Source organism: Actinomycetospora corticicola (assembly GCF_013409505.1).
Taxonomy (GTDB): domain Bacteria; phylum Actinomycetota; class Actinomycetes; order Mycobacteriales; family Pseudonocardiaceae; genus Actinomycetospora; species Actinomycetospora corticicola.
On the sequence record NZ_JACCBN010000001.1, the window covers coordinates 3,227,246 to 3,253,973 of the forward strand.

24 protein-coding genes are annotated in these 26,728 nt (G+C 73.4%); 19 read left to right on the forward strand and 5 right to left on the reverse strand.

From position 1 onward, the window contains the following. The first annotated feature begins 35 nt into the window (after positions 1 to 35). Positions 36 to 1,538, forward strand: a complete 1,503-nt coding sequence (glpK, locus tag BJ983_RS15640) for a glycerol kinase GlpK (protein WP_179794621.1) — start codon at positions 36 to 38, stop codon at positions 1,536 to 1,538. A gap of 68 nt (positions 1,539 to 1,606) precedes the next feature. Here the strand turns inward: glpK and BJ983_RS15645 are convergent, their stop codons facing one another. Next, positions 1,607 to 3,010: an NAD(P)H-quinone dehydrogenase gene (locus tag BJ983_RS15645; protein ID WP_179794622.1), complete on the reverse strand. Its 1,404-nt coding sequence runs from the start codon at positions 3,008 to 3,010 to the stop codon at positions 1,607 to 1,609. A 161-nt stretch (positions 3,011 to 3,171) separates the two neighbouring features. Here BJ983_RS15645 and BJ983_RS15650 point away from each other — a divergent pair, with 161 nt between their 5' ends. Next, entirely contained in the window at positions 3,172 to 3,639 is a 468-nt protein-coding gene (locus BJ983_RS15650; RefSeq protein ID WP_179794623.1) for a gamma-glutamylcyclotransferase, read from the forward strand. 188 nt (positions 3,640 to 3,827) lie between these two features. Here BJ983_RS15650 and BJ983_RS15655 read toward each other — a convergent pair whose 3' ends face one another. Together BJ983_RS15655 and BJ983_RS15660 are read right to left on the reverse strand one after the other, a co-directional pair. Continuing rightward, entirely contained in the window at positions 3,828 to 6,263 is a 2,436-nt protein-coding gene (locus BJ983_RS15655) for a Tex family protein (protein ID WP_343054208.1), read from the reverse strand. 142 nt (positions 6,264 to 6,405) lie between these two features. Further along, entirely contained in the window at positions 6,406 to 7,629 is a 1,224-nt protein-coding gene (locus BJ983_RS15660) for an amidohydrolase (RefSeq protein ID WP_179794625.1), read from the reverse strand. 352 nt (positions 7,630 to 7,981) lie between these two features. On the opposite strand from BJ983_RS15660, the gene BJ983_RS32305 reads away from it, so the two are divergent. The 4 genes from BJ983_RS32305 to BJ983_RS15680 are packed head-to-tail and all read left to right on the forward strand — an operon-like array spanning position 7,982 to position 13,191. Further along, positions 7,982 to 10,975, forward strand: a complete 2,994-nt coding sequence (locus tag BJ983_RS32305) for a protein kinase domain-containing protein (RefSeq protein ID WP_343054209.1) — start codon at positions 7,982 to 7,984, stop codon at positions 10,973 to 10,975. A gap of 13 nt (positions 10,976 to 10,988) precedes the next feature. After that, on the forward strand, positions 10,989 to 11,792 hold the full coding sequence (locus tag BJ983_RS15670; protein ID WP_179794626.1) for a purine-nucleoside phosphorylase: 804 nt from the start codon (positions 10,989 to 10,991) through the stop codon (positions 11,790 to 11,792). Further along, a complete protein-coding gene (locus BJ983_RS15675; RefSeq protein ID WP_179794627.1) occupies positions 11,789 to 12,250 on the forward strand; it encodes an NAD(P)H-dependent oxidoreductase in 462 nt (153 codons plus the stop codon). Before BJ983_RS15670 ends, BJ983_RS15675 begins: the two co-directional genes overlap by 4 nt. A 29-nt stretch (positions 12,251 to 12,279) precedes the next feature. Continuing rightward, positions 12,280 to 13,191: an NADP-dependent oxidoreductase gene (locus tag BJ983_RS15680; RefSeq protein WP_179794628.1), complete on the forward strand. Its 912-nt coding sequence runs from the start codon at positions 12,280 to 12,282 to the stop codon at positions 13,189 to 13,191. Here BJ983_RS15680 and rsmI read toward each other — a convergent pair. Further along, complete coding sequence (gene rsmI / locus BJ983_RS15685; RefSeq protein WP_343054210.1) at positions 13,181 to 14,011, reverse strand: 16S rRNA (cytidine(1402)-2'-O)-methyltransferase; 831 nt, start codon at positions 14,009 to 14,011, stop codon at positions 13,181 to 13,183. The genes BJ983_RS15680 and rsmI overlap by 11 nt on opposite strands. A gap of 318 nt (positions 14,012 to 14,329) precedes the next feature. Between rsmI and BJ983_RS15690 the strand changes: the two genes are divergently transcribed. Next, the gene (locus tag BJ983_RS15690) at positions 14,330 to 15,811 is read left to right on the forward strand and encodes a dolichyl-phosphate-mannose--protein mannosyltransferase (RefSeq protein WP_218891207.1); all 1,482 of its coding nucleotides are present in this window, start codon (positions 14,330 to 14,332) and stop codon (positions 15,809 to 15,811) included. 55 nt (positions 15,812 to 15,866) lie between these two features. After that, positions 15,867 to 16,220 carry a hypothetical protein gene (locus tag BJ983_RS15695; protein ID WP_179794630.1) on the forward strand — a complete coding sequence of 118 codons (354 nt, stop codon included), beginning with the start codon at positions 15,867 to 15,869 and terminating at the stop codon, positions 16,218 to 16,220. Here the strand turns inward: BJ983_RS15695 and BJ983_RS15700 are convergent. Next, positions 16,207 to 17,325, reverse strand: a complete 1,119-nt coding sequence (locus tag BJ983_RS15700; protein WP_343054212.1) for a substrate-binding domain-containing protein — start codon at positions 17,323 to 17,325, stop codon at positions 16,207 to 16,209. The two genes, BJ983_RS15695 and BJ983_RS15700, sit on opposite strands and share 14 nt — an antisense overlap. 116 nt (positions 17,326 to 17,441) lie before the next feature. Between BJ983_RS15700 and BJ983_RS15705 the strand changes: the two genes are divergently transcribed. The 11 genes from BJ983_RS15705 (at position 17,442) to BJ983_RS15755 (ending at position 26,725) form a co-directional block, all read left to right on the forward strand. Next, the gene (locus tag BJ983_RS15705) at positions 17,442 to 17,921 is read left to right on the forward strand and encodes a MarR family winged helix-turn-helix transcriptional regulator (protein WP_179794632.1); all 480 of its coding nucleotides are present in this window, start codon (positions 17,442 to 17,444) and stop codon (positions 17,919 to 17,921) included. Positions 17,922 to 17,998: 77 nt separating this feature from the next. Next, positions 17,999 to 19,081, forward strand: coding sequence for an aliphatic amidase (locus BJ983_RS15710; protein WP_425484764.1), 1,083 nt, complete (start codon positions 17,999 to 18,001; stop codon positions 19,079 to 19,081). A gap of 139 nt (positions 19,082 to 19,220) precedes the next feature. Then, positions 19,221 to 20,801, forward strand: a complete 1,581-nt coding sequence (locus tag BJ983_RS15715; RefSeq protein WP_179794633.1) for an FtsZ/tubulin family protein — start codon at positions 19,221 to 19,223, stop codon at positions 20,799 to 20,801. Between the two features lie 8 nt (positions 20,802 to 20,809). Then, a complete protein-coding gene (locus tag BJ983_RS15720) occupies positions 20,810 to 21,109 on the forward strand; it encodes a hypothetical protein (RefSeq protein ID WP_179794634.1) in 300 nt (99 codons plus the stop codon). Positions 21,110 to 21,239: 130 nt separating this feature from the next. Next, positions 21,240 to 22,895 carry an FtsZ/tubulin family protein gene (locus tag BJ983_RS15725; protein WP_179794635.1) on the forward strand — a complete coding sequence of 552 codons (1,656 nt, stop codon included), beginning with the start codon at positions 21,240 to 21,242 and terminating at the stop codon, positions 22,893 to 22,895. 101 nt (positions 22,896 to 22,996) lie between these two features. Beyond that, entirely contained in the window at positions 22,997 to 24,115 is a 1,119-nt protein-coding gene (locus BJ983_RS15730; protein WP_179794636.1) for a HoxN/HupN/NixA family nickel/cobalt transporter, read from the forward strand. Positions 24,116 to 24,175: 60 nt separating this feature from the next. Then, a complete protein-coding gene (locus BJ983_RS15735; RefSeq protein WP_179794637.1) occupies positions 24,176 to 24,655 on the forward strand; it encodes a peroxiredoxin family protein in 480 nt (159 codons plus the stop codon). A gap of 26 nt (positions 24,656 to 24,681) precedes the next feature. Continuing rightward, positions 24,682 to 25,146: an RNA polymerase sigma factor gene (locus BJ983_RS15740; RefSeq protein ID WP_218890297.1), complete on the forward strand. Its 465-nt coding sequence runs from the start codon at positions 24,682 to 24,684 to the stop codon at positions 25,144 to 25,146. 18 nt (positions 25,147 to 25,164) lie between these two features. Next, a complete protein-coding gene (locus BJ983_RS15745; RefSeq protein WP_343054213.1) occupies positions 25,165 to 25,464 on the forward strand; it encodes a hypothetical protein in 300 nt (99 codons plus the stop codon). After that, on the forward strand, positions 25,461 to 25,979 hold the full coding sequence (locus BJ983_RS15750; RefSeq protein ID WP_179794640.1) for a hypothetical protein: 519 nt from the start codon (positions 25,461 to 25,463) through the stop codon (positions 25,977 to 25,979). Before BJ983_RS15745 ends, BJ983_RS15750 begins: the two co-directional genes overlap by 4 nt. Beyond that, complete coding sequence (locus BJ983_RS15755) at positions 25,964 to 26,725, forward strand: (2Fe-2S)-binding protein (RefSeq protein ID WP_179794641.1); 762 nt, start codon at positions 25,964 to 25,966, stop codon at positions 26,723 to 26,725. The genes BJ983_RS15750 and BJ983_RS15755 overlap by 16 nt, the downstream gene beginning before the upstream one ends. Positions 26,726 to 26,728 lie beyond the last annotated feature (3 nt).

Here is a 26,728-nt window from a genome sequence, read left to right on the forward strand (position 1 = left end):
TCGCGTCCCCCCCACCCCGAACAGGAGCAGGCTCGATGACCCAGTACGTCGCGGCGATCGACCAGGGCACCACCTCGACGCGGTGCATGATCTTCGACCACTCGGGTCGGGTCGTGGCCGTCGACCAGCTCGAGCACCAGCAGATCTTCCCGAGGGCCGGCTGGGTGGAGCACGACGCCGCCGAGATCTGGGGCAACACGCGCCAGGTCTGCGGCGGTGCGCTCGCCCGGGCCGACCTCGACGCCTCGAGCATCGCCGCCGTCGGCATCACCAACCAGCGCGAGACCACGGTCATCTGGGACAAGGCCACCGGCGAGCCGATCTACAACGCGATCGTCTGGCAGGACACCCGCACCCAGGAGATCTGCGACGAGCTCGGCGCCCTCGGCGGCGGCGCCGAGCGGTACCGCGCCAAGACCGGCCTCCCGCTGGCGACCTACTTCGCCGGCCCGAAGGCCCGCTGGATCCTCGACCACGTCGAGGGCGCCCGGGAGCGGGCGGAGCGCGGCGAGCTCGCCTTCGGGACGATGGACACCTGGGTCCTGTGGAACGCCACCGGCGGCAGCGACGGCGGCCTGCACGTCACGGACCCGACCAACGCGTCGCGCACGCTGCTGATGAACATCGACACCCTGGAGTGGGACCCGGAACTCTGCGAGGAGATCGGGGTGCCGATGGCGATGCTGCCGGAGATCCGGTCGTCGTCGGAGAGCTACGGCAACATCCGGGCCCGCGGCACGTTCCGGGACGTCCCGGTCGCCGGGATCCTCGGCGACCAGCAGGCCGCGACGTTCGGGCAGGCGTGCCTGGAGGTCGGCGAGGCCAAGAACACCTACGGCACCGGCAACTTCGTCCTGCTGAACACGGGCACGGAGAAGGTCGAGTCGAAGAACGGTCTGCTCACGACGGTCTGCTACAAGATCGGCGACCAGCCGCAGGTCTACGCCCTCGAGGGCTCGATCGCGGTCACCGGATCCCTCGTGCAGTGGCTGCGGGACAACCTCGGGATGATCTCCTCGGCCCCCGAGGTGGAGGAGCTCGCGAAGTCGGTCGACGACAACGGCGGCGCCTACATCGTCCCCGCGTTCTCCGGGCTGTTTGCCCCGTACTGGCGCTCCGACGCCCGGGGCGTGGTCGTCGGCCTCACCCGCTTCGTGAACAAGGGCCACCTGGCCCGGGCGGTCCTCGAGGCCACGGCGTTCCAGACCCGCGAGGTCATCGACGCCATGAACGCCGACTCCGGGGTGCCGCTGACCACGCTGAAGGTCGACGGCGGGATGGTCGGCAACGAGGTCCTCATGCAGTTCCAGGCCGACCTGCTCGGTGTGGAGGTGGTCCGCCCGGTGGTCTCGGAGACCACCGCGCTCGGCGCGGCCTACGCGGCCGGCCTCGCGGTCGGGTTCTGGGAGTCCGAGCAGGACATCCGGGACAACTGGGCGCAGGACAAGGTCTGGGAGCCGAACATGGACCCGAGCGAGCGCGACCGGGTCTACGCCGAGTGGAAGAAGGCGGTCACCCGCACCTTCGACTGGGCCTAGGTGGCCTGCGGCCCTGTGAGTACTTGTCCGTGCTCGAGCACGGAGAAGTACTCACAGGGCGGAGCCACCTAGTCCAGGTCGTCGTGCTGCATGAGGCGACGGCCCGCCTCGGTGACCGACCCCGAGAGCGACGGGTAGATCGAGAACGTGTGGGCGAGGTCGTCCACCGTGAGGTTGTTCTGCACGGCCATCGCGAGCGGGAGGACGAGCTCGCTGGCCACCGGCGCGACGATCACGCCGCCGATGACGACGCCGGTCGCCGGGCGACAGAAGATCTTCACGAACCCGCGGTCGAGGCCCTGCATCTTGGCGCGCGGGTTGGTGCCCAGCGGCAGCAGCACCTCGCGGGCCGCGAACTCCCCGGACTCGACCTGCTTGTGGCCGATGCCGACGGTCGCCACCTCGGGGCGGGTGAACACGGCCGAGGCGACCGTCTTGAGCCGCAGCGGGGAGACGCCCTCCCCCAGCGCGTGCCACATCGCGATGCGGCCCTGCATGGCCGCGACCGAGGCGAGGGGCAGCAGGCCCGTGCAGTCGCCCGCCGCGTACACGCCCGGCACCGAGGTGCGGGACACCCGGTCGACGGTGATGTGCCCGGTCTCGCGCAGCTCCAGGCCCACCGCGTCGCAACCGAGGTCGCCGGTGTTCGGGATGGACCCGACGGTCATCAGCGCGTGCGAGCCGGTGACCTCGCGGCCGTCGGAGAGCGTGACCCGCACGCCCTCGGCGGACGCCACCACCTTGTCGGCGCGTGAACGCGGCTCGATCGTGACGCCGCGCTCGGTGAAGACCTCCTCGAGGGTCGCCGCGGCGTCCGGGTCCTCGTGGGGCAGCACGCGGTCGCGGCTGGAGATCAACGTGACCGGCACGCCCAGCTCGGAGTAGGCCGAGACGAACTCGGCGCCGGTCACACCGGAGCCCACGACGACGAGGTGCTCGGGCAGCTCCTGGAGGTCGTAGAGCTGACGCCAGGTGAGGATGCGCTTCCCGTCGGGGACCGCGTCGGGCAGGACGCGCGGCGAGGCCCCGGTGGCGATGAGGACGACGTCGGCAGTGACGACCTCCGTCGCGCTCCCGTTCGACGGCGTGATCTCGATGTCGTGCGTGGCGCTGTTGTCCTCCGCGGCGCGGAACCGGCCCCGGCCGTCGATCACCCGCACTCCGGCGCGCTGGATGGTCGCCTTGATGTCGCCGGACTGGGCGAGCGCGAGGCCCTTGACCCGGCTGTTGACCCGGGGCAGGTCGACGACGGCCTCCTCCTCGACCTCGATGCCCATGTCGGCGTTGCGCCGGAACCCGGCCCGCACCCCGGCGGAGGCGATGAAGGTCTTCGAGGGCACGCAGTCGTAGGCGACGCAGTACCCGCCGACGCTGTCCTCCTCGACGAGGACGACGGAGGCCTCGTGCTGTGCGGCGACCAGGGCCGCCTCGTACCCGGCGGGTCCGCCGCCGAGGATCACGATGCGCGTCATGGGTGGACGTCCCTCCGTGGTGGTGCCTGTGCGTGGTGGTGCCGGGATGACCGGTCGGGTCCATCCTGCCCGTTCCGGACCCACCCGTCCGTGGCGACGTCGTCGACGACTCAGGTCGACCATTGACAACGAACGGCCCACTCCTGGCTACCCTGTGCGCCGTGCCGCTCTACGCCGCGTACGGGTCGAACATGGATCCCGCGCAGATGATGCAACGCGCGCCCCACTCGCCTGTCTCGGGCACCGGCTGGCTCGAGGGCTGGCGGATCACCTTCGGGGGCGAGGACCTCGGGTGGGAGGGCGCGCTCTCCACCGTCGTCGAGGACCCGTCGTCCCGGGTGTTCGTGGTGCTCTACGACGTGAGCCCGGACGACGTGGACGGGCTCGACCGCTGGGAGGGCGGCGAGCTCGGGATGCACAAGAAGCTGCGCCTGCGCATCCAGACCATGGACGGCCCGCAGCTCGCGTGGGTCTACGTGCTCGACGCCTACGAGGGCGGGCTGCCCTCCGCCCGCTACATCGGCGTGCTCTCCGACGCCGCCGAGGCCGCGGGGGCGCCGGACGACTACGTCCGGGCTCTCCGCGAGCGGCCCTGCAAGTCGGTGGGGCCGGGCTCCGCCTCGATGTAGGGCTTCCCGACGACGGGTCGGGGTCGGCTCGCGCGGCGAGGTCCACACCAGGCAGGTTCCGCGTCCTCGGAACCTGCCTCCCGTGAACCTCGCGACCGCCGCCCAATCCGCCCCGCCGCGAGACGCACACCAGGCAGCTTCCGCGGCCCGGAAAACGGCCCCACGTGAACCTCGCGGCGGTGCGGGGCTTACTTGTCCAGGCCCGCCCGACGCAGGGCGTCCGCCATCGCACCGCCCGCGGCCGGCCGCCGGTCGCGGCCCGGCTGGCCACCCTTGCCCGACTGGCCACCCTTCCCCTGCTGGCCAACCTTCCCCTGCTGGCCACCCTTGCCCGGCTGGCCGCCCCGACCCTGCTGACCCCCACGCTGCTGACCGCCACGGCCCTGCGACCCGCCGCGCTCCCGGCCGTCACCCTTGCCGCCGCCGCCCGGCTCGTCGTCCAGGCGCATGGTGAGCGAGATGCGCTTGCGGGGCACGTCGACCTCGAGCACCTTCACGCGCACCACGGCGCCCGGCCCGACCACGGCCCGCGGGTCGGACACGAACTCCTTCGACATCGCCGAGATGTGGACCAGGCCGTCCTGGTGCACGCCCACGTCGACGAACGCGCCGAACGCGGCCACGTTGGTGACCACGCCCTCCAGCACCATCCCGGGGTTCAGGTCGGTGATCTTCTCGACGCCCTCGGCGAACGTGGCGGTCTCGAAGGCCGGGCGCGGGTCGCGGCCCGGCTTGTCGAGCTCGGCGATGATGTCGGTGACAGTGGGGACGCCGAACGTGTCGTCGGTGAACTCGCGCGGGTCGAGCCGGCCCAGCAGCGAGGAGTTGCCCACCAGCGAGGCGACGTCCGTCCCCGTCTTCTCCACGATCCGCCGCACCACCGGGTAGGCCTCGGGGTGGACGCCCGACCGGTCGAGCGGGTCGGCGGCGTCGGGGATGCGGAGGAAGCCCGCGCACTGCTCGAACGCCTTGGCCCCGAGCCGCGGGACCTTCGTCAGCGCCTTCCGCGAGGCGAACGGGCCGTGCTCGTCGCGGAACCCGACGATCGTGGTGGCGAGCCCGGTCGAGATGCCGGAGACGCGACGGAGCAGTGGCGCGGAGGCCGTGTTCACGTCGACGCCGACGGCGTTCACGCAGTCCTCCACCACGCCGTCGAGCGAGCGGGAGAGCAGGCTGCCCGACACGTCGTGCTGGTACTGCCCGACGCCGATGGACTTCGGGTCGATCTTGACGAGCTCGGCCAGCGGGTCCTGCAGACGGCGGGCGATGGAGACGGCACCGCGGATCGACACGTCGAGGTCGGGCAGCTCCTTCGAGGCCTCCTCCGACGCCGAGTACACCGACGCACCCGCCTCGGACACCATCGCCGGGATCAACCCGGGCTGGGCCTTCGCGAGTTCGACGGCGAGCTTGTGCGTCTCCCGGCTGGCGGTGCCGTTGCCGATCGCGACCAGCTGGACGCCGTGCTGCTGCGCCAGCCGCCCGAGGGTGGCCAGGGACTGGTCCCACTGGTTGCGCGGCACGTGCGGGTAGATCGTGTCGTGCGCGACGACCTTGCCGGTGCCGTCGACGACCGCGACCTTCACCCCGGTGCGCAGGCCGGGGTCGAGCCCCATCGTCGGGCGGGCGCCGGCCGGGGCGGCGAGCAGCAGGTCACGCAGGTTTCCGGCGAACACGCCGACGGCGCCCTCCTCGGCCACCTCCCGCAGCCGCACCCGCAGGTCGACGGCGAGCCGCGACGAGATGCGGGTACGCCACGCCCACCGTGCGACGCCGAGCAACCACGCGTCGGCGGGACGGCCGCGGTCGGCGATGCCCGCGACGGAGGCGATCCGACCCTCGTAGACGGAGGTGTCGCCCTCGTCGTCGTGCGAGCACGGGTCGAACGTGAGCTGCAGGACCTCCTCGGTCTCGCCGCGCAGCAGGGCGAGGATCCGGTGCGAGGGCAGCCGTGTGAACGGCTCGTCGAAGGCGAAGTAGTCGGAGAACTTGGCCGCCTCGGCGTCCTCCTTCTTCCCCTCGCGCACGACGGCCGTGAGCCGCCCACGCGTCCACATCCGCTCGCGCAGCTCGCCCACGAGGTCGGCGTCCTCGGCGAGGCGCTCGACGAGGATCGCGCGGGCCCCCTCCAGCGCGGCGTCCGCGTCGGCCACGCCCTTCTCCGCGTCGACGAACGCGGCCGCGGCGGCCCGCGGGTCGACGGTCGGGTCGCCCAGCAGACCGTCGGCCAGCGGCTCCAGGCCGGCCTCGCGCGCGATCATCGCCTTCGTGCGGCGCTTCGGCTTGTAGGGCAGGTAGACGTCCTCGAGCCGGCTCTTGGTCTCGGCGCCCAGGAGCTGCGCGTGCAGCTCGTCGGTGAGCTTGCCCTGCTCGCGCACCGAGTCGATCACGGCCGTCCGCCGCTCCTCGAGCTCGCGCAGGTAGCCGAGGCGCTCGTGGAGCGTGCGCAGCTGCGCGTCGTCCAGCCCGCCGGTGGCCTCCTTGCGGTACCGGGCGACGAAGGGGACCGTCGCCCCGCCGTCGAGCAGCTCGATCGCGGACCGGACCTGCCCCTCGCCGACCGCCAACTCGGAGGCGATGCGGCTCGGGACGGGCGGCAGCGGCGCGGGCGCGGGAGCGGTCACGGGAGCCATCGTGCAACACCCCACCGACAGCCTCGCCGGGCCCCGCGACCCGGCGTCAGGAAGGCCTGTGGCAGGCGCGGCGACGATGCGGCGTCCCTGCCACTGGATGACAGCAACGACGCTTTCCTGCCACGCAGGAAGCTCAGCCCTCCAGCGAGAGCAGCGCCGCCTGCACCATGGTCCGCACGCCGACGGGCAGCGCCCGCTCGTCGAGCCGGAACGTGGGCTGGTGGATGTCGGACTGCGGGCCCTCGCCGGACCAGACGCCCAGGCGACCCATGGCGCCCGGCACGTGCTCGAGGTACCAGCCGAAGTCCTCGCCGCCCGACGACTGCTCGGTGTCGGTCGCCGCGCCCGGACCCACCGCGCGCTCGGCCGCCCGCACGAGCAGGTCGGCGGAGACGGCGTCGTTGACCACGGGCGGCACCCCGCGGCGGTGCTCCAGGACGTAACCGACCCCGGTCGGCGCGAGCAGCGCCGTCACGAGCTGGCGGACCAGCGGCTCGAGCTCGTTCCAGGTCTGGTGCTGGGCGGTGCGCAGCGTTCCGGACAGCGTGCCCACCTCGGGCACCGCGTTCGCGGCGTGCCCGGCGTCGACCTGCCCCCAGACGAGGACGGTGCCCGAGCGCGGGTCGATGCGGCGCGACAGCAGGTCCGGCAGGCCGGTGATGACGGTGCCGAGGGCGTGCACCAGGTCGGCGGTGAGGTGCGGCCGCGAGGTGTGCCCGCCGGGCGAGGTGAGGCGCAGCTCGAGCATGTCGCAGGCCGAGGTGATCGGCCCGACCCGCGTCCCGACGCGGCCGACCTCCAGCCGCGGGTCGCAGTGCAGCGCGAAGATGCGGTCGACGTCGGCGAGGCCGTCGGCCGCGATGACCTCGAGCGCCCCACCGGGCTGGACCTCCTCGGCCGGCTGGAACACCAGACGGACCCGCCCCGGCAGCCGGTCGGCGGCCGACGCGAGCGCCACGCCGGCGCCGAGCAGCACGGCGGTGTGCGCGTCGTGCCCGCACATGTGGGCGATCCCGGGCGTGCGGGAGGCGAAGGGGAGGTCGCTGTGCTCGTGGAGCGGCAGGGCGTCCATGTCGGCGCGCAGCGCGACGGTGCGCGGACCGGAGCCGATGTCACAGACGAGTCCGGTGCCGGGCAGCAGCCGCGGCTTCAGGCCCACGGAGCGGAGCACGGTCGCGCAGAGGTCGGTGGTCATCCGCTCGGCACGGGCCAGCTCGGGGTGCGCGTGGATCGCACGCCGCCAGCCGACCACGTCGGCGGTGTGCTCGGCGAGCCAGGCGTCGAGCCACTGCGGGCCGGAACCGGCCCCGAGGTCCACGACGTTCGGCTCGTCCGGCCGGGTCTGGAGCAGTGTCACCGTCTCCACCTCCTCGGGTCACGGCCCGGAACGGCCCGCGACGAATACCCATCACTATCCATCCCCCGAACGGCCGCTTCAGCTCGATCCCGGCCGGTCGCGCCGAGGGGTCCCGACGCTGCTGCCAGTGGCGGACGTCTCCCTCCGGACGAGAGACGAGCGGACGGTTCCCGCAGGTCACCGGGTCAGCGGTCCGCCCGCGGGCGCGGAACGGGACGAGCGGTCGGTTGTGCACCACCCGCGGACGGGCGGTCCGCCGACCGCCCGCCACTCGTCCCCGGCCCTCCCGGGCGGCATGCGGCCGGACGGGTGGGGCGGGGGCCACGGACGGCGGGGACGCCATAGTGGAGGGGTGAGCCCCCGCCCCGCCGACACCCGCCGCCTGGTCGGGCGCTACCGCCTGGACTCCGAGCTCGGGCGCGGCGCGATGGGCACGGTCTGGTCGGCCTACGACGAGGTCCTGCACCGCCCCGTGGCGGTCAAGGAGGTCCGTCTCTCCCTGGTCCCGGTCTCCGAGCGCGCCATCGTCCGGGAGCGGACGCTGCGCGAGGCGCGGGCCACGGCCATGCTCAGCCACCCCAACGTCGTCACGCTCTACGACGTCGTCGAGGTCAACGCCGAGCCCTACGTCGTGATGGAGCTGCTGCCCTCCCGCAGCCTCGCCTCCTACATCGGCGAGCGGGGCACGCTCACCCCGGCCGAGACCGCCGAGATCGGTTCGGCCGTCGCCTCCGCGCTGATGACCGCCCACCGCGCGGGCATCACCCACCGCGACGTCAAGCCCGGCAACGTGCTCATCGGTACCGACGGGCAGATCAAGCTCACCGACTTCGGTATCGCCCGCAACGCCGCCGAATCCTCGATGACCCAGACCGGCACGGTGCTCGGGTCGCCGCCCTACATCGCGCCGGAGGTCGCGATGGGCCGTGCGGTCGGTCCGCCCGCCGACCTCTGGGGCCTCGGCGCCACGCTCTACGCCTGCCTCGAGGGGCGGCCGCCCTACGACGCGGGCGACCCGGTCTCCACCGTCTCCGCCGTCGTGCACGGCGACGTCCCCCGGCCCGGCGGCCACGGCCCCGTGCAGGACGTCATCCGCGGCCTCATGGTCAAGGACCCGGCCCTGCGGATGCCCCTGCCGGCCGTCCGTCGTCGCCTGCGCCCGCTCATGGCCGACCCCGAGGGGCCGATCCTCTCCGCGCCGCCCTCCCCCGCCACCACCGAGTTCCGCCTCCCGCCCCCGCGCCCCGACGCCGCGGACCACTCCGGCCTGATCCCCGTGGCCCGCGGTCGCAGCGGCACGCTCGTCGACGGGCAGGTGCCCCCCGAGCAGCCCGGGCCGGCCCCGCGGACGGCGCCCCTCCGCGCACCCGGGCGCCCCCTTCCCGACGACGGGTCCGACGCGTCGGCGGCGAAGGCCGCGGCCTCCGCGGCCGCGGGTCCTGCGACCACGACGGCCCCGGAACAGCCGGCGGGCAGCGCGGAGGACGCCCCGGACACCGGCGCGGAGACCCCCGATGCGGCCGACCCCACGGCGGTGGACGGGACCGCGACCGACGACGGACCTGCCTCCGGCACCGGGGACGGACCGGGCGAGGGGGCCCCGACCGGCGACGCGTCGGAGGGCGACACGTCGCCGGGCGACGACGCGGACGGGTCGGCCGCCGGCTCGGACGACGAAGCGGAGCCCTCCGGCACGACCGCGTCCGACGGCCCCGTGTCGGCCGCCGCCGCCGCCGCGGCGGGGGCGGACGACGCCGCGGGCCCGACGAGCACGACCGACGACGCGTCGGCAGCGAGCACCGACGGGGCGGAGGACGACGAGCCCGAGAGCCCTGCCGCTGCGGACGCCGGGACCGGGGACACCGACGCGAAGGCCCCGGGGACGGCCGCGGCGGCCGGGCCGACGGACGTCCAGGAGCCCGGCCGGACGACCGACGGCACCGCCGACGAGGCCGACGGCACGAGCGCGACCGGAGCGGGCGACGACGCGGCGGAGCCCGCCGAGGCCGACGGGGACGAGCAGCCGCCGGCCGACGCCGCAGCGCCGGACACCGACGGATCCGTGGCGGACACCGACGGACCCGTGGCGGACGCGGCTCCCGGAGACGCCGCCGACGCCACACCCGGTGCCACGCCCGCCGCTCCGGACACCACCGACGACGCCACCCCGGACGTCGCACCCACCGGTCGCGACGGCGGCCGCACGACGGTCGTGGCCGGGACCGCGGCGGCCGCCGCGGCCGCGGCGGCCGCCTCCGCCTCGACCACCACCGACGACGAGGCGACCGCGGACGACGCCGAGGACGACGAGGACGCGAGCGGCCAGAAGCCGAGCGACCCGTCGTCGGGAAGGACCGGCACGCCCCCCGGCGGCACCCGCACGGGCACGCCGCCCGGAGGCACGCGGACGACGACCCCCGCCGGCGGCTCGCCCCGCTCGACGCCGTCGAGCGGCCTGTCCGTCCCGGCGCCGTCCGCCGCCGAGACGACGATGGTGACGCCCCGGGTACCGCCCCGCCGCGGCCCGACGACCCCCGGCCCCTGGCCCGCGCCCGCCCCACCACACCGTCGCCCGCCGTACCCGAACGCCGGGGGCGCTCCAGGCGGCCCGCGCCGCCCGGCCGGGCCGCAGGCGCTCGCGTCGGACCCGGGGCCGTTGCCCTTCGCCCCGTCGCGCACGCCCGGGCCCTCGGCGGAGCAGCAGCGGCGCCGGCGGGTGGCGGTGGTCGCGCTCGTCGTCGTGCTGGCGCTGGCGGGCCTGGTCGGGGGGTACGTGGTGACGCGCCTGCTCGGCGGGCAGCCGCCGTTCTCGATCTCGCTCGCCCCCGACGGCCCGGTGGTCGACGGGGCGCAGCTGGTCGTCCACTCCGACGACAACGCCCGGTACAGCGGCACCGGGATGGGGTTCACCGCCCTCGTGCCGGCCTCGTGGCAGCAGTTCCGCCTGCAGCAGCCGGGCGGCGACATCGTGGTCCGCTACGTCTCCGACGACGCCGACCGCGAGCTGCGCGTCGACAAGCTGGTCGGCTTCTACCCGGCGCAGACCGTCGCGGACTACGCGCGGCTGCTCGCCGATCCCGCCCGGGTCGGGGCCGACGGCGTCCGGGTGGAGCCCCTCACGCAGGTGGCCCCGGCCCGGACCGGCGCGAGCGAGCCGGTGCAGCAGACGGTGTACCGGACGCAGAGCGGACAGGGGGCCGCGGTGGACGACCGCGTCACCTGGACCCGGCTGATCCCGTCGGGCACCGACCTCTGGGTGGTCCGCCTGACCGCCCCCAGCACCGCGCCCGGCGGAGCCGCCGACCAGTTCGCGGCCGTCGCGGACAGCTTCGACCCACCGGTCTAGTGTCCTGCTCCCGATGAGCACCCCCGAGCACAGCACCCCCGAAGACGCCGCCGCCGAGCTCGCCCGCCGGACCGGGATCGACCGGCACGACGTCGCCGTCGTCCTCGGCTCGGGGTGGAGCCCCGCCGCGGACGGCATCGGCGCGCCCGACGTCGAGATCCCGGTCGCCGAGCTGCCCGGCTTCACGCCGCTCGGCGCCCCGGACCACCGCGGCACCGCCCGGTCGGTCCCGATCGCCGGCGGCCACGCGCTCGTCCTCCTCGGCCGGACCCACCTCTACGAGGGCCACGGCGAGGCCCAGGCCGTCCACGCCGTCCGGACCGCGTGCGCGGCCGGGGCGTCGACGGTGATCCTCACGAACGCGGCGGGCGGGATCGACCCGTCGTACACGGTCGGCCAGCCGGTGCTGATCTCCGACCACCTCAACCTCACCGCGCGGTCCCCGCTCGTCGGGCCGCACTTCGTCGACCTCACCGACGCCTACGACCCGGAGCTGCGCGCCGCCGCCCGGGCCCTCGACCCCACCCTCGTCGAGGGCGTCTACGCCGGTCTGCCCGGGCCGCACTTCGAGACGCCCGCCGAGATCCGCATGCTGCGCACCCTCGGCGCGGACCTGGTCGGCATGTCCACCGTGCTGGAGACGATCGCCGCCCGGGCGGCGGGCGCGCGGGTCGCCGGCATCGCGCTCGTCTCCAACCCCGCCGCGGGCACGACCGCCGAGAAGATCGACCACCTCACGGTGCTCGACGCGGTGCACGCCGCGGCCGCCCGGACCGGGGCGCTCCTGCAGGGCCTCGTGACGGCGGCGATGCCGTGACGAGGCTGCTCGTCGTCCACCACACCCCGTCGCCCGCGTGCCAGACACTCCTGGAGGCGGTCCTCGCGGGGGCGGGGACCGACGAGCTGCCGGGCCCGGTCGAGGTGGTGACCCGGCCGGCCCTCGCCGCCGGCGCGGCCGACCTGCTCGCCGCGGACGCCGTCGTGCTCGGGACGCCCGCGAACATCGGGACGATGTCGGGCGCGCTCAAGCACTTCTTCGACCAGGTGTACTACCCGGTGCTGCAGGACGCGGCGGGCCTGCCGTTCGGGCTCTACGTGCACGGCGGGGACGACACGGCGGGCGCGGTCCGCGACGTCCTGCGCATCACCGGCGGCCTCGGCTGGGTGCAGGCGGCGGAGGCGGTCACGACGACGGGTGCGCCCACGGCCGCCGACCGCGAGGCCGCGTGGGAGCTGGGCGCGACGCTCGCGGTGCGGGCCCTCGACGGGGAATGAGAGCGCCGGGCGACCGGGTTGGGGCGGACATGACGTCACGCGCCGCGCAGTACGCCCGCTACGGCGGGCCGGAGGTCCTCGAGATCGTGGAGCGCGAGGACCCGCAGCCGGGCCCGGGCCAGGTCCGCCTCGCCGTGCGTGCGGCCGGGGTCAACCCGGCGGACTGGAAGCTGCGGACCGGCGCGTTCAACCCGGGGGACGACGCCCCGGAGCGGCCCGTCGTCCCCGGCTTCGACGTCGCCGGCACGGTGGAGGCGCTCGGCGAGGGCGTCACGACCCTCGCCGAGGGCGACGAGGTGCTCGGCGGGACGAGGGGCGGTGCCCAGGCGGAACGGGCCCTCGCGGACGCCGACGCCCTGGTCGCGAAGCCGGCCGCGCTGTCGTGGGAGGTCGCCGGGTCCCTGGCCACCGTCGTCTCCACCGCGTACCGCGTCCTCGAGCGGCTCGGCGTGTCCCCGGGGCAGGTGCTGCTCGTCCACGGCGCGTCGGGCGGCGTCGGCATCGTCGCCACGCAGGTCGCGCTCGCCCGCGGGATCACGGTGATCGGCAGCGCGGGCGAGCGGCACCAGGACGACGTGCGGGCCCTCGGGGCCACGCCGGTGGTGCACGGGGACGGTCTCGTCGACGGGGTCCGCGCGGTCACCGACCGGGTGGACGCCGTGTTCGACGCCGCGGGCAGGGGCTCGCTCGCGGATCTCGTCGCGCTCGCGGGCGGCCCCGACCGCGTCGTCACCATCGCCCACCCCGACGCCGCCGAGCACGGCGTCGAGTTCTCCTCCGGCGGCGGCGTCGACGGCGCCCTCGCGGAGTTCGTCGGGCAGCTCGCGGCGGGGACGTTCCGCGCGCCGGAGGTGGTCGTCTACCCGCTCGAGGAGGTCGGGAAGGCGCAGGAGGACAACCGCACCGGCGCCGTGAGCGGCAAGCTCGTCGTCATCCCCTGAGCTTGAGCGCGCTCTCGTAGAGGGCCTTGGTCGCCACTCCGTGCGCGGTGCCGACCTCCCGGGCGGCGTCCTTGAGGCGCTGCCCGCCGTCGACGAGCGCGAGCACCTCGGCCGCCAGGTCGTCCGGCTCCGGGGTCTTCCGGACGGCGGGGGCGAGGACCACGGTGATCTCCCCCAGCACGTCGGGCCCGGCCCAGTCGGCGAGCTCGCCGAGCGTGCCGCGCAGCGTCTCCTCGTGGGTCTTCGTCAGCTCGCGGCAGACGGCGGCGCGGCGGTCGGGGCCGAGCACCCGGGCGGCGACCTGCAGGGTCTTCGCGAGCCGACGCGGGGACTCGAAGAACACCACCGTGCGCGGCTCGTCGGCGAGCTCGGTGAACCACCGGTCCCGCTTGTGGTCGGTCCGCGGCGCGAACCCCTCGAAGCAGAACCGGTCGGTGGGCAGGCCCGACACCGCGAGTGCAGCGAGCACCGCCGACGGCCCGGGCAGGCACCGCACGGGGATCCCCGCGGCCACGGCGGCCGCGACGAGCCGGTACCCGGGGTCGGACACGGCCGGCATCCCCGCGTCGGTGACGACGAGGACGGTCGCGCCGTTCTCCAGCTCCTCGACCAGCCGCGGGATGCGGGCGCGCTCGACGTCCTCGTAGAAGCTCACCTTCCGACCGGCGACCGTCACCCCGAGCGCCGCCGTCAGCCGCCCCAGCCGCCGGGTGTCCTCCACGGCGACCACGTCCGCCGTCGCGAGGGCGTCCCGCAGGCGCGCCGAGGCGTCGTCGGGGTTGCCGAGGGGAGTGGCGGCGAGCAGGAGGACACCGGACACGGGGGTCGAGCCTAGGCGCCCCCTGCCCTGGGGGTGGTCGACTCCCGGGCCGGCGAGGTCTGCGGGTGATCAACGGACCCTCAGCGGGCTCGGAGCGGGACCCGGAGCCCGCTGAGGGTCCGTTGATCGTGGACGGGACCTGCCGCCCGACCGGGGACGCCGCGTCGGCGCCTCCGGAGCGTGGGCGCCGTACGATCTGCTCCCGTGACGGCCGGGAGCACGCTCGAGAAGCCGACCACCCCCGCCGTCGGGAACGCCGATCCGCGGGGGGTGCTGGCGCCCGGGCCCCGCGGCGTGGAGAGCCTGGTCGGGCGGCCGATGCCGACCGACCGGCTGCGGGGCTGGACGGTCACGCTCCTGCTCACGCTGATCGGCGGCGTGGTCCGGTTCTGGAACCTGGGGTGGCCGTCGGACAACGGCACGCCGGTGTTCGACGAGAAGCACTACGTACCGCAGACGTGGCAGGTGCTGCGCAACGGCGGCTACGAGGACAACCCGGGCTACGAGCTCGTGGTGCACCCGCCGCTGTCGAAGCAGCTCATGGCGGTCGGCCAGTGGATCTTCGGGTACGACCCGGTGGGCTGGCGGGTGGTCAGCGCCCTCGCCGGCACGGTGTGCGTCCTGCTGATCATCCGCATCGCGCGGCGGCTCACCCGCTCCACCCTGCTCGGGGCGGTCGCCGGGATCCTGCTGATCTGCGACGGCCTGAGCCAGGTGTCGAGCCGGGTCGGGATGATCGACGTCTATCCCGCCGTGTTCGTGCTCGGGGCGTTCGCCGCGATCCTCGCCGACCGCGACGACGTCCGGGGCCGGTTCGCCATCGTGGTCGCCGAGGGGCGCGTGCTGGACACGCCGTTCGGGCCGCGGCTCGGCATCCGGTGGTGGCGGTTCGTCGCGGGCCTGTGCATCGGTCTCGCCCTGGCCAGCAAGTGGTCCGGCCTCTACTACGTGCTCTTCCTCGGCGCGCTGGTGATCGGCCTCGACGTGGCCGCCCGCCGGGCGGCCGGGGTGGCGCGACCGTGGGTCGGCACGCTCGTGCGCGACCTCCTGCCCCTGGTCTGGGCGTTCCTCGCGATCCCGATCCTCGTCTACCTCGCGAGCTGGCTGCCCTGGATCGCCTCCGAGTCCGGCACCGACCGGCACGTCGGGGACGCCAAGGGCGACTCGGTCGGGCTGTACGCACTGCTGCCGACCTGGCTGCCCGACTGGTTCCGCGGCATGGCGTACTTCTCCTCGAAGGTCCTCGAGTTCCACGCGACGCTCTCGACGCCGCGCGGCAACCCGCACCCGTGGGAGTCCAAGCCCTGGACGTGGCCGATGGGGCTGCGCCCGATGCTCTACTACTACGAGTCCGGGGCGAACGCGGCCGGCTGCGGCTCCGACGACTGTGTCGGCTCGGTCATGGCGATCGGCACGCCGGCCATCTGGTGGCTCGCGTTCCCCGTGCTCGGGTGGAGCCTGTGGCGCTGGATCACGGCGCGCGACTGGCGCTACGCGGCGGTCCTCGTCGGCTACGGCGCCGGCATCCTGCCATGGTTCACCGACATCGACCGGCAGATGTACTTCTTCTACATGACGCCGGTGATCCCGTTCCTGATCCTGGCGCTCACCCTCGTGCTCGGCGAGATCCTGGGCCGCCGGACGGCCGGGCCGGAACGACGGTCCACGGGGCGCATGGTCGTGGCGCTCTACGTCGGCATCGTCGTCGCGAACTTCGCCTGGCTGTGGCCGATCCTGGTCGGCGCCTCGATCACGGCCGCCCGGTGGAACGCCGAGCTCTGGCTCCCGTCCTGGCGCTGAGCGGTCGTCGGACACAGTTGTTCCGGAACGGAAATATTGTCTATCGTCCGGACGCATGACGACACCCGGGCGGAACGGTCGGATCGACTGGGAACTGGTCCGCGAGCGCTACGCCGGTCACCCCTCCCTCGCCTCGCTCGGCGGGTCGTCCCGGGTGCGGGTGGAGGACGTCGACGACGAGCGCATCTGCCTGAGCCAGCGGCTCTGGCGCGACTGCATCTCGCGCGACGATCTCGACGCGGCCCTGGTGCTGCTGCGCGACGGACGGCTCCCCTCCAGCCCGATGGCCTTCGCCGAGGGCCTGCGGAGCTACTACGCCTCGGGGCCGCGGGTGGAGACCGGGTGCACGCGCGGGCCGAACCTGGCGGCGGTCGTGCTCACCGACCTCGGGTACCTCACGACTCCCTGATCCCGCTCGAGAGCCGGGCGATGACCTCGAAGTGCACGCCCTGCGCGCGGGCGATGTAGACGTCCTGGACCACGTGCGAGCGGCGCAGCGTCACCTCGCCGCGGGCGCCGCCGAAGCGCACCTGCTCGCTGACGGCGAGGACCTCCTCGCGCCCGGTCGTCCCGGCGTCGCGGACGAGCTGGGCGTAGAGGTTCATCCCCTCGTAGCAGGACTCGCCCAGGCTCGAGGGCACCGGCGCCGTCGCCCCGAAGCGCTCCGCGAACCGCCCGCCGAACTCCAGGGCGTCGGTCGTCGTGAGGTCCTCGAAGTAGCCGGCGGCGGAGTACAGGGACCGGGTGGCCCGCTCCCCCGACGCGAGCAGCATCGTCTCGTCCATGAGGGTGGAGAGCCGCGTCTGCCACCGGTCGAGCCCGGCCGCGGCGAACGCGCGGTTGAAGTGCACCGCGTCCTCGCCGACCAGCAGCACGAGCACCCCGTCGGCGCCGCCGCGCGCGAGCGTGCGCAGGGCCGGTCCGAAGTCACGGGTGCCGAGCGGGACGTAGACCTCGTCGACGATCGGCACGTCGTGCGCGCGGGCCCACCGCGCCGCCTCCGCGGCCGAGGCCCGCGGCCAGACGTAGTCGTCCCCCACGACCGCCCAGCGGCGCACGCCCAGCTCGGTGCGCATCCACTCGAGCGCCGGGCCGAGCTGGTTGGCGGGCGTCTCCCCCGTCAGCAGGACGCCCGGCGTGCGTTCCCCGCCCTCGTAGAGCGCCGTGTAGACGTACGGCACCTGCGCGGCGATGCGTGGCGCGAGCCGCCGCCGCACGGCCGAGATGTGCCAGCCCACGACGGCGTCGACCTGGTTCGTCCGCACCAGGCGCTGGACCTCGAGGGCCACGGCCCCCGGGTCCGCGCCGCCGTCCACATGGTGGAGCTCGACCGGACGCCCGAGGAGCCCGCCGTCGAGGTTGATCTCCGCGACCGCCAGCTCGGCGCACATCCGGCACGACAGCCCGAACATCCCCGCCGGGCCCTGCCAGGGCGTGACCAGCCCGACCTGCACGGCGTCCCGCGTCCCCGGGCTCCCCCCGGAGGGCGTGCGACGTGCCCCGTCGTACGGCACCGCCATCACCTCCGGGCCTCGAGGCCCCGGGGAGTCCCCCCGCGAGGAGTGTGACCATGCCGATCGGTCCCGTAAAGGCTGTAGTGTTTCGGCCGGATCAAGTCGTGGAGGCGGTCATGGACGCGCGAGGCCGCCGGTCGGGCGTCCGGGTGATCGATCTCCTCGACCTCGCGGACCGGGTCGTGGGTTCCTGCCTCGCCCGGGCCCACGCCGCCGCGGGGATCAGCCGCGAGCAGTGGCGGACCCTGATGCTGCTCGACGAGGGCGTCGGGGACGACCCGCGGGAGACCCCCGGGCACACGATGGGCGAGATCGCGACGCGGGCCGCGGTGCCGGCGCCGACCGCGACCCGTCTGGTCGACAAGCTCGTCGCCGACGGATTCGCCTACCGCCGCAGCGACGACTGGGACCGGCGGCGCGTCCTCGTGCACATCGCCCCGGCGGGACACGCCCTGGTCGCGCGCAGCGCGGGCGAGCTCGACGAGGCCCTGGGCGCGGTGCTGGCCGACCTCGATGCGGACGGCCCGGTCGACCTGATCGGGGCGCTCACCCGGCTCGAGCGCGCAGCCCTCGGGCGCGAGCCCTCCTCCCCCTGACGCTCGCCGTGTGACATCGGACGCACCCACGTTTCGCTCGCATTACTTCTGATCCGGAAATATTGCACTCGTCTCGCGTGGCCGTACGGTCGGTCCACGACTTCGGCGAGCACGACGAGGAACGGGCGGACCAGATGCGGCACGGGGACATCAGCAGCAGCGACGACGGCGTCGGCGTGGCGGTCGTCAACTACAAGATGCCGCGCCTGCACGACCAGGAGAGCATCCGGAAGAACTGCGAACAGATCGCGGACATGGTCGTCGGGATCAAGCAGGGCTTCCCCGGGATGGACCTCATCATCTTCCCGGAGTACTCGACGCACGGGATCATGTACGACCGCCAGGAGATGTTCGACAACGCCGCGAGCGTCCCCGGATTCGAGACCGAGATCTTCGCCGAGGCCTGCCGCACCGCCGGCGTCTGGGGCGTGTTCTCCATGACCGGCGAGCGGCACGAGGACCACCCGGACAAGAACCCGTACAACTCGCTGGTCCTCATCAACTCCGACGGCGAGATCGTCAACAAGTACCGCAAGATCCTGCCCTGGGTCCCGATCGAGGGGTGGTACCCCGGCGAGCACACCAGCGTCGTCGACGGCCCCAAGGGACTCCGTATGGCTCTGATCATCTGCGACGACGGGAACTACCCCGAGATCTGGCGGGACGTGTCCATGAAGGGCGCGGAACTGGTCGTGCGCCCGCAGGGCTACATGTACCCGGCCAAGGAACAGCAGATCATGATGGCGAAGTCGATGGCCTGGGCGAACAACGTGTACGTCGCGGTCGCGAACGCCACCGGATTCGACGGCGTCTACTCCTACTTCGGCCACTCCTCCGTGGTCGGCTTCGACGGCCGCACCCTCGGCGAGTGCGGCACCGAGGAGATGGGCGTCCAGTACGCGGAACTCTCGCTCTCGCTCATCCGGGACGCGCGGAAGAACTGGCAGTCGCAGAACCACCTCTTCAAGCTGCTGCACCGCGGCTACACCGGCGTCATCCAGTCCGGCGACGGCGACAAGGGCGTCGCGGAATGCCCGTTCGACTTCTACAAGACCTGGGTCACCGATCCCGCGCTCGCCCAGAAGCAGGTCGAGGAGATGACGCGCGAGTACATCGGCACCGCGGAGGCCCCCATGGAGGGCATCCCGAACGGGAGCTGATCCACGCCCGCAGGACCCCGACGGGCCAGGCGTCGCCGACGACGCCGGTCCGTGGGTGGCGCGCGCCCGGAGTCCGACCGCGGCCAGCCACCGAGCACGCCCATGCACGAGCGACCAGCACCCCAGGAGGAATCCGGCCATGGCTGCCGATCACGACCACGACCACGGGCACGACCACGCGCACGATCACGGGGACACCGCGATGGCCCGCATCGAGGCGCTGGCGACCGAGGGGGTCCACCGCGCCGGCGACCACGAGGGGCCGTTCTCGCTCCACGTCCTCGGACTCGGCGCCACCGGCGCGGACCTGATCACCTCGATCATGAAGAACCAGCCCGAGGGTTTCCTCTCCCAGCCGGGCACGCGGTTCTCGGCGCTCGCGGTCGACATCGGCGACGAGGACCTCGCCCAGGTCCGTGACGCCGCGGGCGCGCTGCCGGCCGACCAGTCGTACGTGCGGACGGTCTCGATGCCGGTCCCCACACACGCGGATCTCTCCTACGCGCTCAACCGCTACCGCGAGTTCCTCAAGATGGAGTACCCCCGGTACTACTGGAACCCGAACTACGAGCCCTGGCTGCCCGCGGACGTCGAGATCGCGCCGTCGGACGGCCACTACTCCCGCGCGGTCGCCAAGGCGATCTACGGCGCGGAGTACTACCAGGGCAAGGAGATCGCCGGGGCGCTCGACGAGTTCGCGGACAGCGTGATGTCCAGCGAGGCCACGCCCCTCGTCGTCGTCGCCTTCTCGCTGGCCGGCGGCGTCGGCAGCGGCATCGTCGTCGAGATCGCGCGGCACCTGTCGTCGATCAAGCTCGGCCGCCGGCCGTGGGTGGTCGGCGTCGGCATCCTGCCCAACGGGGCCGACCCCGCCGAGTACGCCGACGGCTCGCTCTTCCCGGTGATCAACGAGCTCGACTGCATGATCGACACCGAGAAGAACAAGGGGGTCATGGCCGTCTGGGGCGACCTCTACAAGAACCCCTTCACCGGCGGGTTCTTCCTGGTCGACCAGAACGACGTCCAGGAGATGACCGGCGACCTCGCCGCGACCCACGCCTACGTCGACGAGGGCGTCGGCACCTTCCTCGCCCAGAACGCCAGCGGCGACCTCTACGAGACGCTCAAGGCCCTCAACTGGCTCGCGGTCCCGGCCGACGCCTGGCACCCCGCGATCCGGGGCGAGCAGGGCGACCGCTGGATCAACGTGCTCGCCCCGTGGAAGCTCTCCGACCTCGCGAGCCTCGGGACGTCCGGCCTGGTCAAGGGCTTCTCCACCGAGTACGTCGAGGCCCGGGTGACCGGCGGCGCCGACTCCTCGACGCTGGCCTCGGTGGCGTCCGCCGTCGGTGCGGTGGTGGGCAGCCGGGTCGACCCCGTCGCCCTCGCGGTCGAGGGCTCCGACGAGCGGGTCAGCGTGGTGATCCCGCGCGCGAGCAAGCTCGACCTCGCGGCCTTCGTCCCGGCCCGCGACTACTACGACACCCTGGAGTGGGACGACAAGCTGCTCATCCACTCCTGGCTGCTCGACCTCGGCGTCATGCTCTGCGAGCCGTCCATCCGGTTCGACGGCATGGGCGGGGAGTGCATCTGGGGCTGCGCGTGCTGGGTCGTCGTCCCGCACGCCGCGATCCGCGGCGAGGACGCCGCGGAGACCCCGGTGCAGATCGCCGACGCGCTCGGCGGCCCGGAGCCCATCGCCCCCTTCGTGACCGGCTGAGCGCCGCCGTGGCCGTCGCCTGGTCGGAGATCGTGGACCGTTACAAGGACGGGGCGCAGCTCCCGTCGATGCCGGGGGCCCGCACGCTGCAGGTCACCGGCGCGGACGACGAGTACATCTACGTCACCCACCGCCTGTGGTCGGACAAGCTGACCCGGGCGTACCTGGAGAAGGCCATGGCCCTGCTCGACGAGGGCCGCATGACCCGGGACTACGCCTCGGTCATCGACCACTACCGCACCTTCATCGCCGACGAGCGGCCGACGACGGCCGCGACCGTCCTCAAGGACCTCGGCTACGTCGACTGACCAGTCGCTCCACGGAGATACGCGCGTCAGCGCTCCTTCGTCGCGCTACTGCGCGACCTCCGTCGCGGTCCGGTGGTCACCACCGACCCACTCGACGATCCCGCACGTCCTCCTCCAGAAAGGTTCCGACATGGGAATGTCGCTCTACCACTCCGCCACGGGGAGCCAGTCCCCTCACTGCATCCACGCCGTCGGTCTCGGCAAGACCGGTGCCTACATGGTCGAGGCCCTGCTCCGCACGGGCGAGATCGAGGACATGCTCGACGACAAGCGCGCCCGCTTCACCGGCCTCTCGATCGACATCGGGGAGCAGGACCAGCACGAGCTCAAGGAGTACGCGGGCGGCTTCACCCAGCGCCTCGAGGAGCGGGACATCCCCACCGACCGCCACCAGGTGCGGACGGTCTCCCTCGATGTCCCGAGCTCGGAGGACCTGCGCACCAGCCTCAACCGCTGGCGCGAGTACCTGAAGATGGAGTACCCCCGCTACTACTGGAACCCCAACTACGAGCCGTGGCTGCCTGCGGACACGGAGATGCCGAAGCCGGGCGAGTCGTGTCCCCGGGCCATCGCCAAGGCGATCTACGGGCACTACTACTACGGCGGCGACAAGACGCTGGAGAAGGAGCTCGACCTCTTCGTCGACTCCATCAACAAGACCAAGCTGCCCTCGATGGTGCTGGTCTTCTTCTCCCTCGCGGGCGGAACCGGCTCCGGCATGGTCGTCGACATGGTCCGCCACCTCTCGAACGTCAAACTCGGACGCCGCATCCCGGTGATCGGCGTCGGCGTCCTGCCGTTCTCGGGCGACGAGGAGCACGCGGGCGGCGAGGCCGCATTGTTCCCCGTCATCAACGAGATCGACTGCATGCTCGACGACGCGAAGAACCAGGGCGTCACGGCGGTCTGGGGCGACCTCTACAAGAACCCGTTCACCGGCGGCTTCCTCGCCCTGCCCCAGGAGCACTCCTGGCAGCGGCTGGGCTCGTACACCAAGACGGGCACCCCGGCGATCCGCGACGGCCTGCGCAAGGGCGTGACCCGCAAGTTCGTCACGGACTCCTTCACCCGCTTCGTGGTGCAGGACTACGGCCGGCTGCTGTTCAAGATGCTGCGTCCCGCGGGCTTCACCGGTGCTCCGCACGAGCGGAACATCTCCGGCGACCGCACCTGGACCCTCTTCGACGTCGCCAAGTACACCCACCCCGGCGTCGAGGTCCTGCCCGGCGAGGCCCGCGGCAAGTGGCGCGAGGTGGTGAGCAAGTGGATGGAGTACATCCCGAGGTGGTCGGGCCTCAAGGAGGGCTTCAAGACCGACTACATCGAGGTCAACACGGTCGGGCCGCGCGAGATGTGGAACGACACCCTGCAGAAGAAGCTCGAGAGCGTCCTCGGTGAGTACGTGCTCGACGGGGACGACGGCACGCTGATCAGCACCAACGGTGAGTTCTTCGACGAACTCACCTGCTACTCGAACATCATCATCCCGGGTGTCGCGAAGACGGACCTGACGGCCTTCTACGCGGCCCGCGACGCCTACGACGCGATCGAGTCGTGGGACGAGAAGCTGCTCATGCACTCGTGGCTCCTCGACCTCGGGGTGATCCTCTCCGAGCAGTCGATCCGCTTCGACGGCATGGCCGGCGAATGCATCTGGGGCTGCGCCTGCTGGGTCGTCGTGCCGCACGAGGCGATCCGTGGGGACGCCCTGCCGTCCGCCGACATCACCGAGGTCCAGAGCGCGCACATCGCGGCGATGGTGCAGACGGTGGTCGCGACTCCCTGACGTCCGTCCGTCGCCGTACCGCTCGACGGGTGGCGGTGTCCCCTCCCCCGCGGAGGGGACACCGCCGCCCGACCGCCACCCCACCCCCGGAGGGACACCCCGTGACCACGATCGCCGCGACACCCGGCACGCGCTGGAGTCGGAGCCAGCGGATGCAGCTCTCCGGCATCGTGGCCGTGATCGGCGTCCTGCACGTCGTCGGCTGGACGCTCTACCTGTCCCTGACGGCGGGCCCCCTCGGTGCGGGGGCGTTCGCCGGGGCCGGGGTGCTGGCCTACGTACTGGGCATCCGGCACGCCTTCGACGCCGACCACATCGCCGCGATCGACGACACCACCCGGCTGATGGTCCAGCGGGGCCGCCGGCCGGTCGGGGTCGGCTTCTTCTTCGCGATGGGCCACTCCTCGGTCGTCGTGGTGCTCTCCCTGGTGGTCGCCGTCGCGGCGGGCGCGGCGGCCGCGGGGCAGGTCGACGCGTTCCGCGAGATCGGCGGCACGGTCTCCACCGTCGTGGCGATGGTGTTCCTGGGTCTCGTCGCGGTGCTCAACGCGCTCGTCCTGAAGGGCATCATCGGGTCGTGGCGCGACCTGCGCCGTGGCCGGCTCGACGAGGCGGATCTGGAGCGCCGGCTCCTCAACCGCGGCCTCGTCAACCGCATCCTCGGGGGCCGCGCCCGCACGCTGATCAAGCACTCCTGGCACATGTACCCGCTCGGGATCCTGTTCGGGCTCGGCCTCGAGACCGCCTCCGAGGTCACCCTGCTGACCCTCTCGGCGACCACCGCGTCCACCGCGGGCGGTGCCGGAGTGGGCGGCGCCCCGCTCGTCGCCGCCCTGACCCTGCCGCTGCTGTTCGCCGCCGGGATGAGCGCCTTCGACACCTTCGACGGGGTGCTCATGTCCGTCGCGTACTCCTGGTCCAACCGCAGCCCCGCCCGCCGGCTCTTCTACAACATCGCCACCACCGCGGCCACCGTCACCGTCGCCGGCTTCATCGCCTGCGTCTATCTCGCCGGCGTACTGAGCGACGACTTCGGCGTCACCGCCCTGGCCGGGTTCGCCGGGATCGCCGACGAGTTCGAGCTGCTCGGCTACCTCATCGTCGGCTTCTTCGTCGTCGTCTGGGGCGGGGCCGCCCTGCTCTGGCGCTTCGGCGGCTTCGAGGACCGCCACCGGGCGGGGTCCGCGACGCCCTCGGCGGCCACCGTCGACCCGATCTGACCCACTCCCCCGACGGCTCGACGTCGAGCGATCATCCATCCCCGAAGGAGACTCCAGACCATGATCGCAGTGGGCGACCGCATCCCGGACGTCGAGCTCAAGGCGGTGACGACCGACGGCACGGAGGACGTGAACACCGGCGCGCTGCTCGGTACGGGCCGGGTGGTGCTCTTCGGCGTCCCGGGCGCCTTCACCCCGGTCTGCAGCGACTTCCACCTGCCGGGCTTCGTCCTCAAGACCGACGACCTCAAGGCGAAGGGGGTCGAGCAGATCTTCTGCGTGTCGGTCAACGACGCCTTCGTGATGGGCGCCTGGGGCCGGAGCGAGGACGCCGTGGGCATCACGATGCTCGCCGACGCGGACGCCGCCTTCACGACGGCGATGGGCCTGGCGGTCGACGCCTCGAGCTTCGGACTGGGCACCCGCTCCGAGCGCTACGCGGCGGTCCTCGAGGACGGCGTCGTCGTCTCCCTGGAGGTCGAGAAGACGTTCGTCGACCACGAGGTGTCCACCGCCGAGCACGTGCTGGCCTCGCTCTGACGCCGGGACCCGGGGAGGTGACCACCGTGGACGTCGGGGAGGGACCGGACCTCCTGCCGGACTACGCCGCGTGGCTCGACCGGGTCACGGCGACGTTCGAGGCGGTCTCCTACACGTTGCGCATCCGCCTCGGTGACGCCGGCGCCGCCGAGGCGATCGCGCTGCGGGTGGCCCGCGGGCTGGTCTCCCGGCCCCTCGTGTTCCGGCACTGGGGCCTGCCCTACTCCGGTCGCATCGCGAAGCTCGCCGAGGACGGCATCGTCGACGTCCGGGAGGGCCGGCTGGTCCGGCACGGGTCGTGGCCCGGGTTCCGGTCCGCGCTCGTCGGGGTGCCGGTCGACCACCAGGCGACCCTCGTCCTCACCTGCGTCGAGGGACGGACCGACGCCGAGCTCGCCGAGCGGTGGGGATGCGATGCGGAGGCCGCCGGGGTCCGGCGGGCCCGCACGCTCGAGTTCCTGCAGGACCTGGTCGAGGACCACGGAGACTGACGAAGGACGGTGGGACGGGTGCCGCTGGACTGGGCGCGGTTGCAGCGCGAGTTCGGCGACGGCGGGGACATCCCCACCGTCGCCGGGGGCAAGAGGTTGACGATCACCGCCGTGGACGACGAGTTCGTCCACATCAAGCACCCGCTGTGGCGTGACCGACTCGCCCGGGAGCACCTCGCCAAGGCCGTCGACCTCGTCGAGGCCGACCGGATGACCCGGCACTCCGGGCTGTTCGCCGAGGAGTACCGCTCGCTGGTCGCCGACGTCCGCGCGACCTCGGTCGCCCACGTGCTGAAGCACCTCGGCGTCCTGGAGTGAGCACCACCTACGAACTGCACGGCATCGTCGGCGCCCCCGACGTCCTCGAACCCCTGCGCGAGCAGTTCCCGCACGCCCGCCCCAGCCTGCTCGACGGTGCCGAGCTGGCCCTGGTCCCGCTGTGCGAGCAGCTCTTCCACGACATCGACCTGCCCGACTTCACGAACGGTCCCGACTGGGCGTTCGACCGGCTGTCGTCCGGTGTGGCCGCCATGCTCACCGCGGCCTCCCGCGTCGGCCCGGTCGCCTACCTGGAGGCGGACTACGCGGGCGGCCTGGGGCGGCAGTCGGCGGTCGCGTGGTTGGACTGCCACGTCGTCTACGGCCCCGACGTCCTGCTCCCGGACGAGCCGTTCCCGGTCTCCACCGCCGACCCGCACAGCGGGAGCCCGATCGTGAAGGCCCTCCGCTACCTCGGCGTGCAGGCCGTCGGGTCCGCGGACGAGTTCGTGCTGCTCGGCCTCGGGCGGTACCGCAGCACCCGGGACTGGTGTGACGCGTGGACCCCGTTCTGACCACCCCCGGCGGGGTCCGTGCCGTGCTCGCCGACACCGCCCTCCTCGGGCCGGCGTTCACGTTCGCCGTCGACGCGGAGGAGGCGGGGCGGGCGCACCTCGTCCCCCTGGCCCGCCTGCTCGACGGACCGGGCGTCCTGAGGACGCAGCTGGACGCGGCCGCCGAGACCCTGCGCACGCACGAGGACCGGGTCGCGGCGTCCTGGCTCTACGGCGGCATGGCGGCCCGGCTCGTGGCCCCGGTCCTGGCGGCGGCGACCGTCCACGGCGCCCTCCCGGTGCTCACCGGCGTCGACCTGCGCTGGCGTGGCCACGACGCCCCCCGTGGCGCGTCCTGGTGGCTCGCCTCCCCCCGGCTCGTGTCGTGGCGGGACCCCGACGAACTCCACGGCGAGATCGTCGGGCCGCTCGCGGGCCTCGCCGCGGCGCTGCTCGACACCGTCGCCGTCTCGGAGCGCCTGCTCTGGGGCGAGGTCGCGACCGCGGTGGCGAAGGCCACCCGAGTGGTGGCGACCGCCCGACCTGCCGCAGCAACACCCGTCCGCGCCCTCGCCGCTGCCCTCCTCGACCGGCCGCCGCTGGCCGGCACGCGCACGCCGGGCGGAGGGCGCTCGACGTGCTGTCTGGCCTACCGCGTGCCCGGGGGTCACACCTGCGCCGACTGCCCCCTCGGGGCCGGGCGTGCCGGCGCCGACGTCCTCGCGCGCCGGCCCCGCACCGGACGCGCTCCCGCAGGACCGGACTAACGT

What these genes read in the sequence shown, in the direction of transcription:
- glpK (WP_179794621.1), top strand. Translation starts at nt 36, where the DNA reads ATGACCCAGTACGTCGCGGCGATCGACCAGGGCACCACCTCGACGCGG.
- BJ983_RS15645 (WP_179794622.1), bottom strand. Translation starts at nt 3,010, where the DNA reads ATGACGCGCATCGTGATCCTCGGCGGCGGACCCGCCGGGTACGAGGCG.
- BJ983_RS15670 (WP_179794626.1), top strand. Translation starts at nt 10,989, where the DNA reads ATGAGCACCCCCGAGCACAGCACCCCCGAAGACGCCGCCGCCGAGCTC.
- BJ983_RS15680 (WP_179794628.1), top strand. Translation starts at nt 12,280, where the DNA reads ATGACGTCACGCGCCGCGCAGTACGCCCGCTACGGCGGGCCGGAGGTC.
- BJ983_RS15690 (WP_218891207.1), top strand. Translation starts at nt 14,330, where the DNA reads ATGCCGACCGACCGGCTGCGGGGCTGGACGGTCACGCTCCTGCTCACG.
- BJ983_RS15695 (WP_179794630.1), top strand. Translation starts at nt 15,867, where the DNA reads ATGACGACACCCGGGCGGAACGGTCGGATCGACTGGGAACTGGTCCGC.
- BJ983_RS15705 (WP_179794632.1), top strand. Translation starts at nt 17,442, where the DNA reads ATGGACGCGCGAGGCCGCCGGTCGGGCGTCCGGGTGATCGATCTCCTC.
- BJ983_RS15715 (WP_179794633.1), top strand. Translation starts at nt 19,221, where the DNA reads ATGGCTGCCGATCACGACCACGACCACGGGCACGACCACGCGCACGAT.
- BJ983_RS15725 (WP_179794635.1), top strand. Translation starts at nt 21,240, where the DNA reads ATGGGAATGTCGCTCTACCACTCCGCCACGGGGAGCCAGTCCCCTCAC.
- BJ983_RS15735 (WP_179794637.1), top strand. Translation starts at nt 24,176, where the DNA reads ATGATCGCAGTGGGCGACCGCATCCCGGACGTCGAGCTCAAGGCGGTG.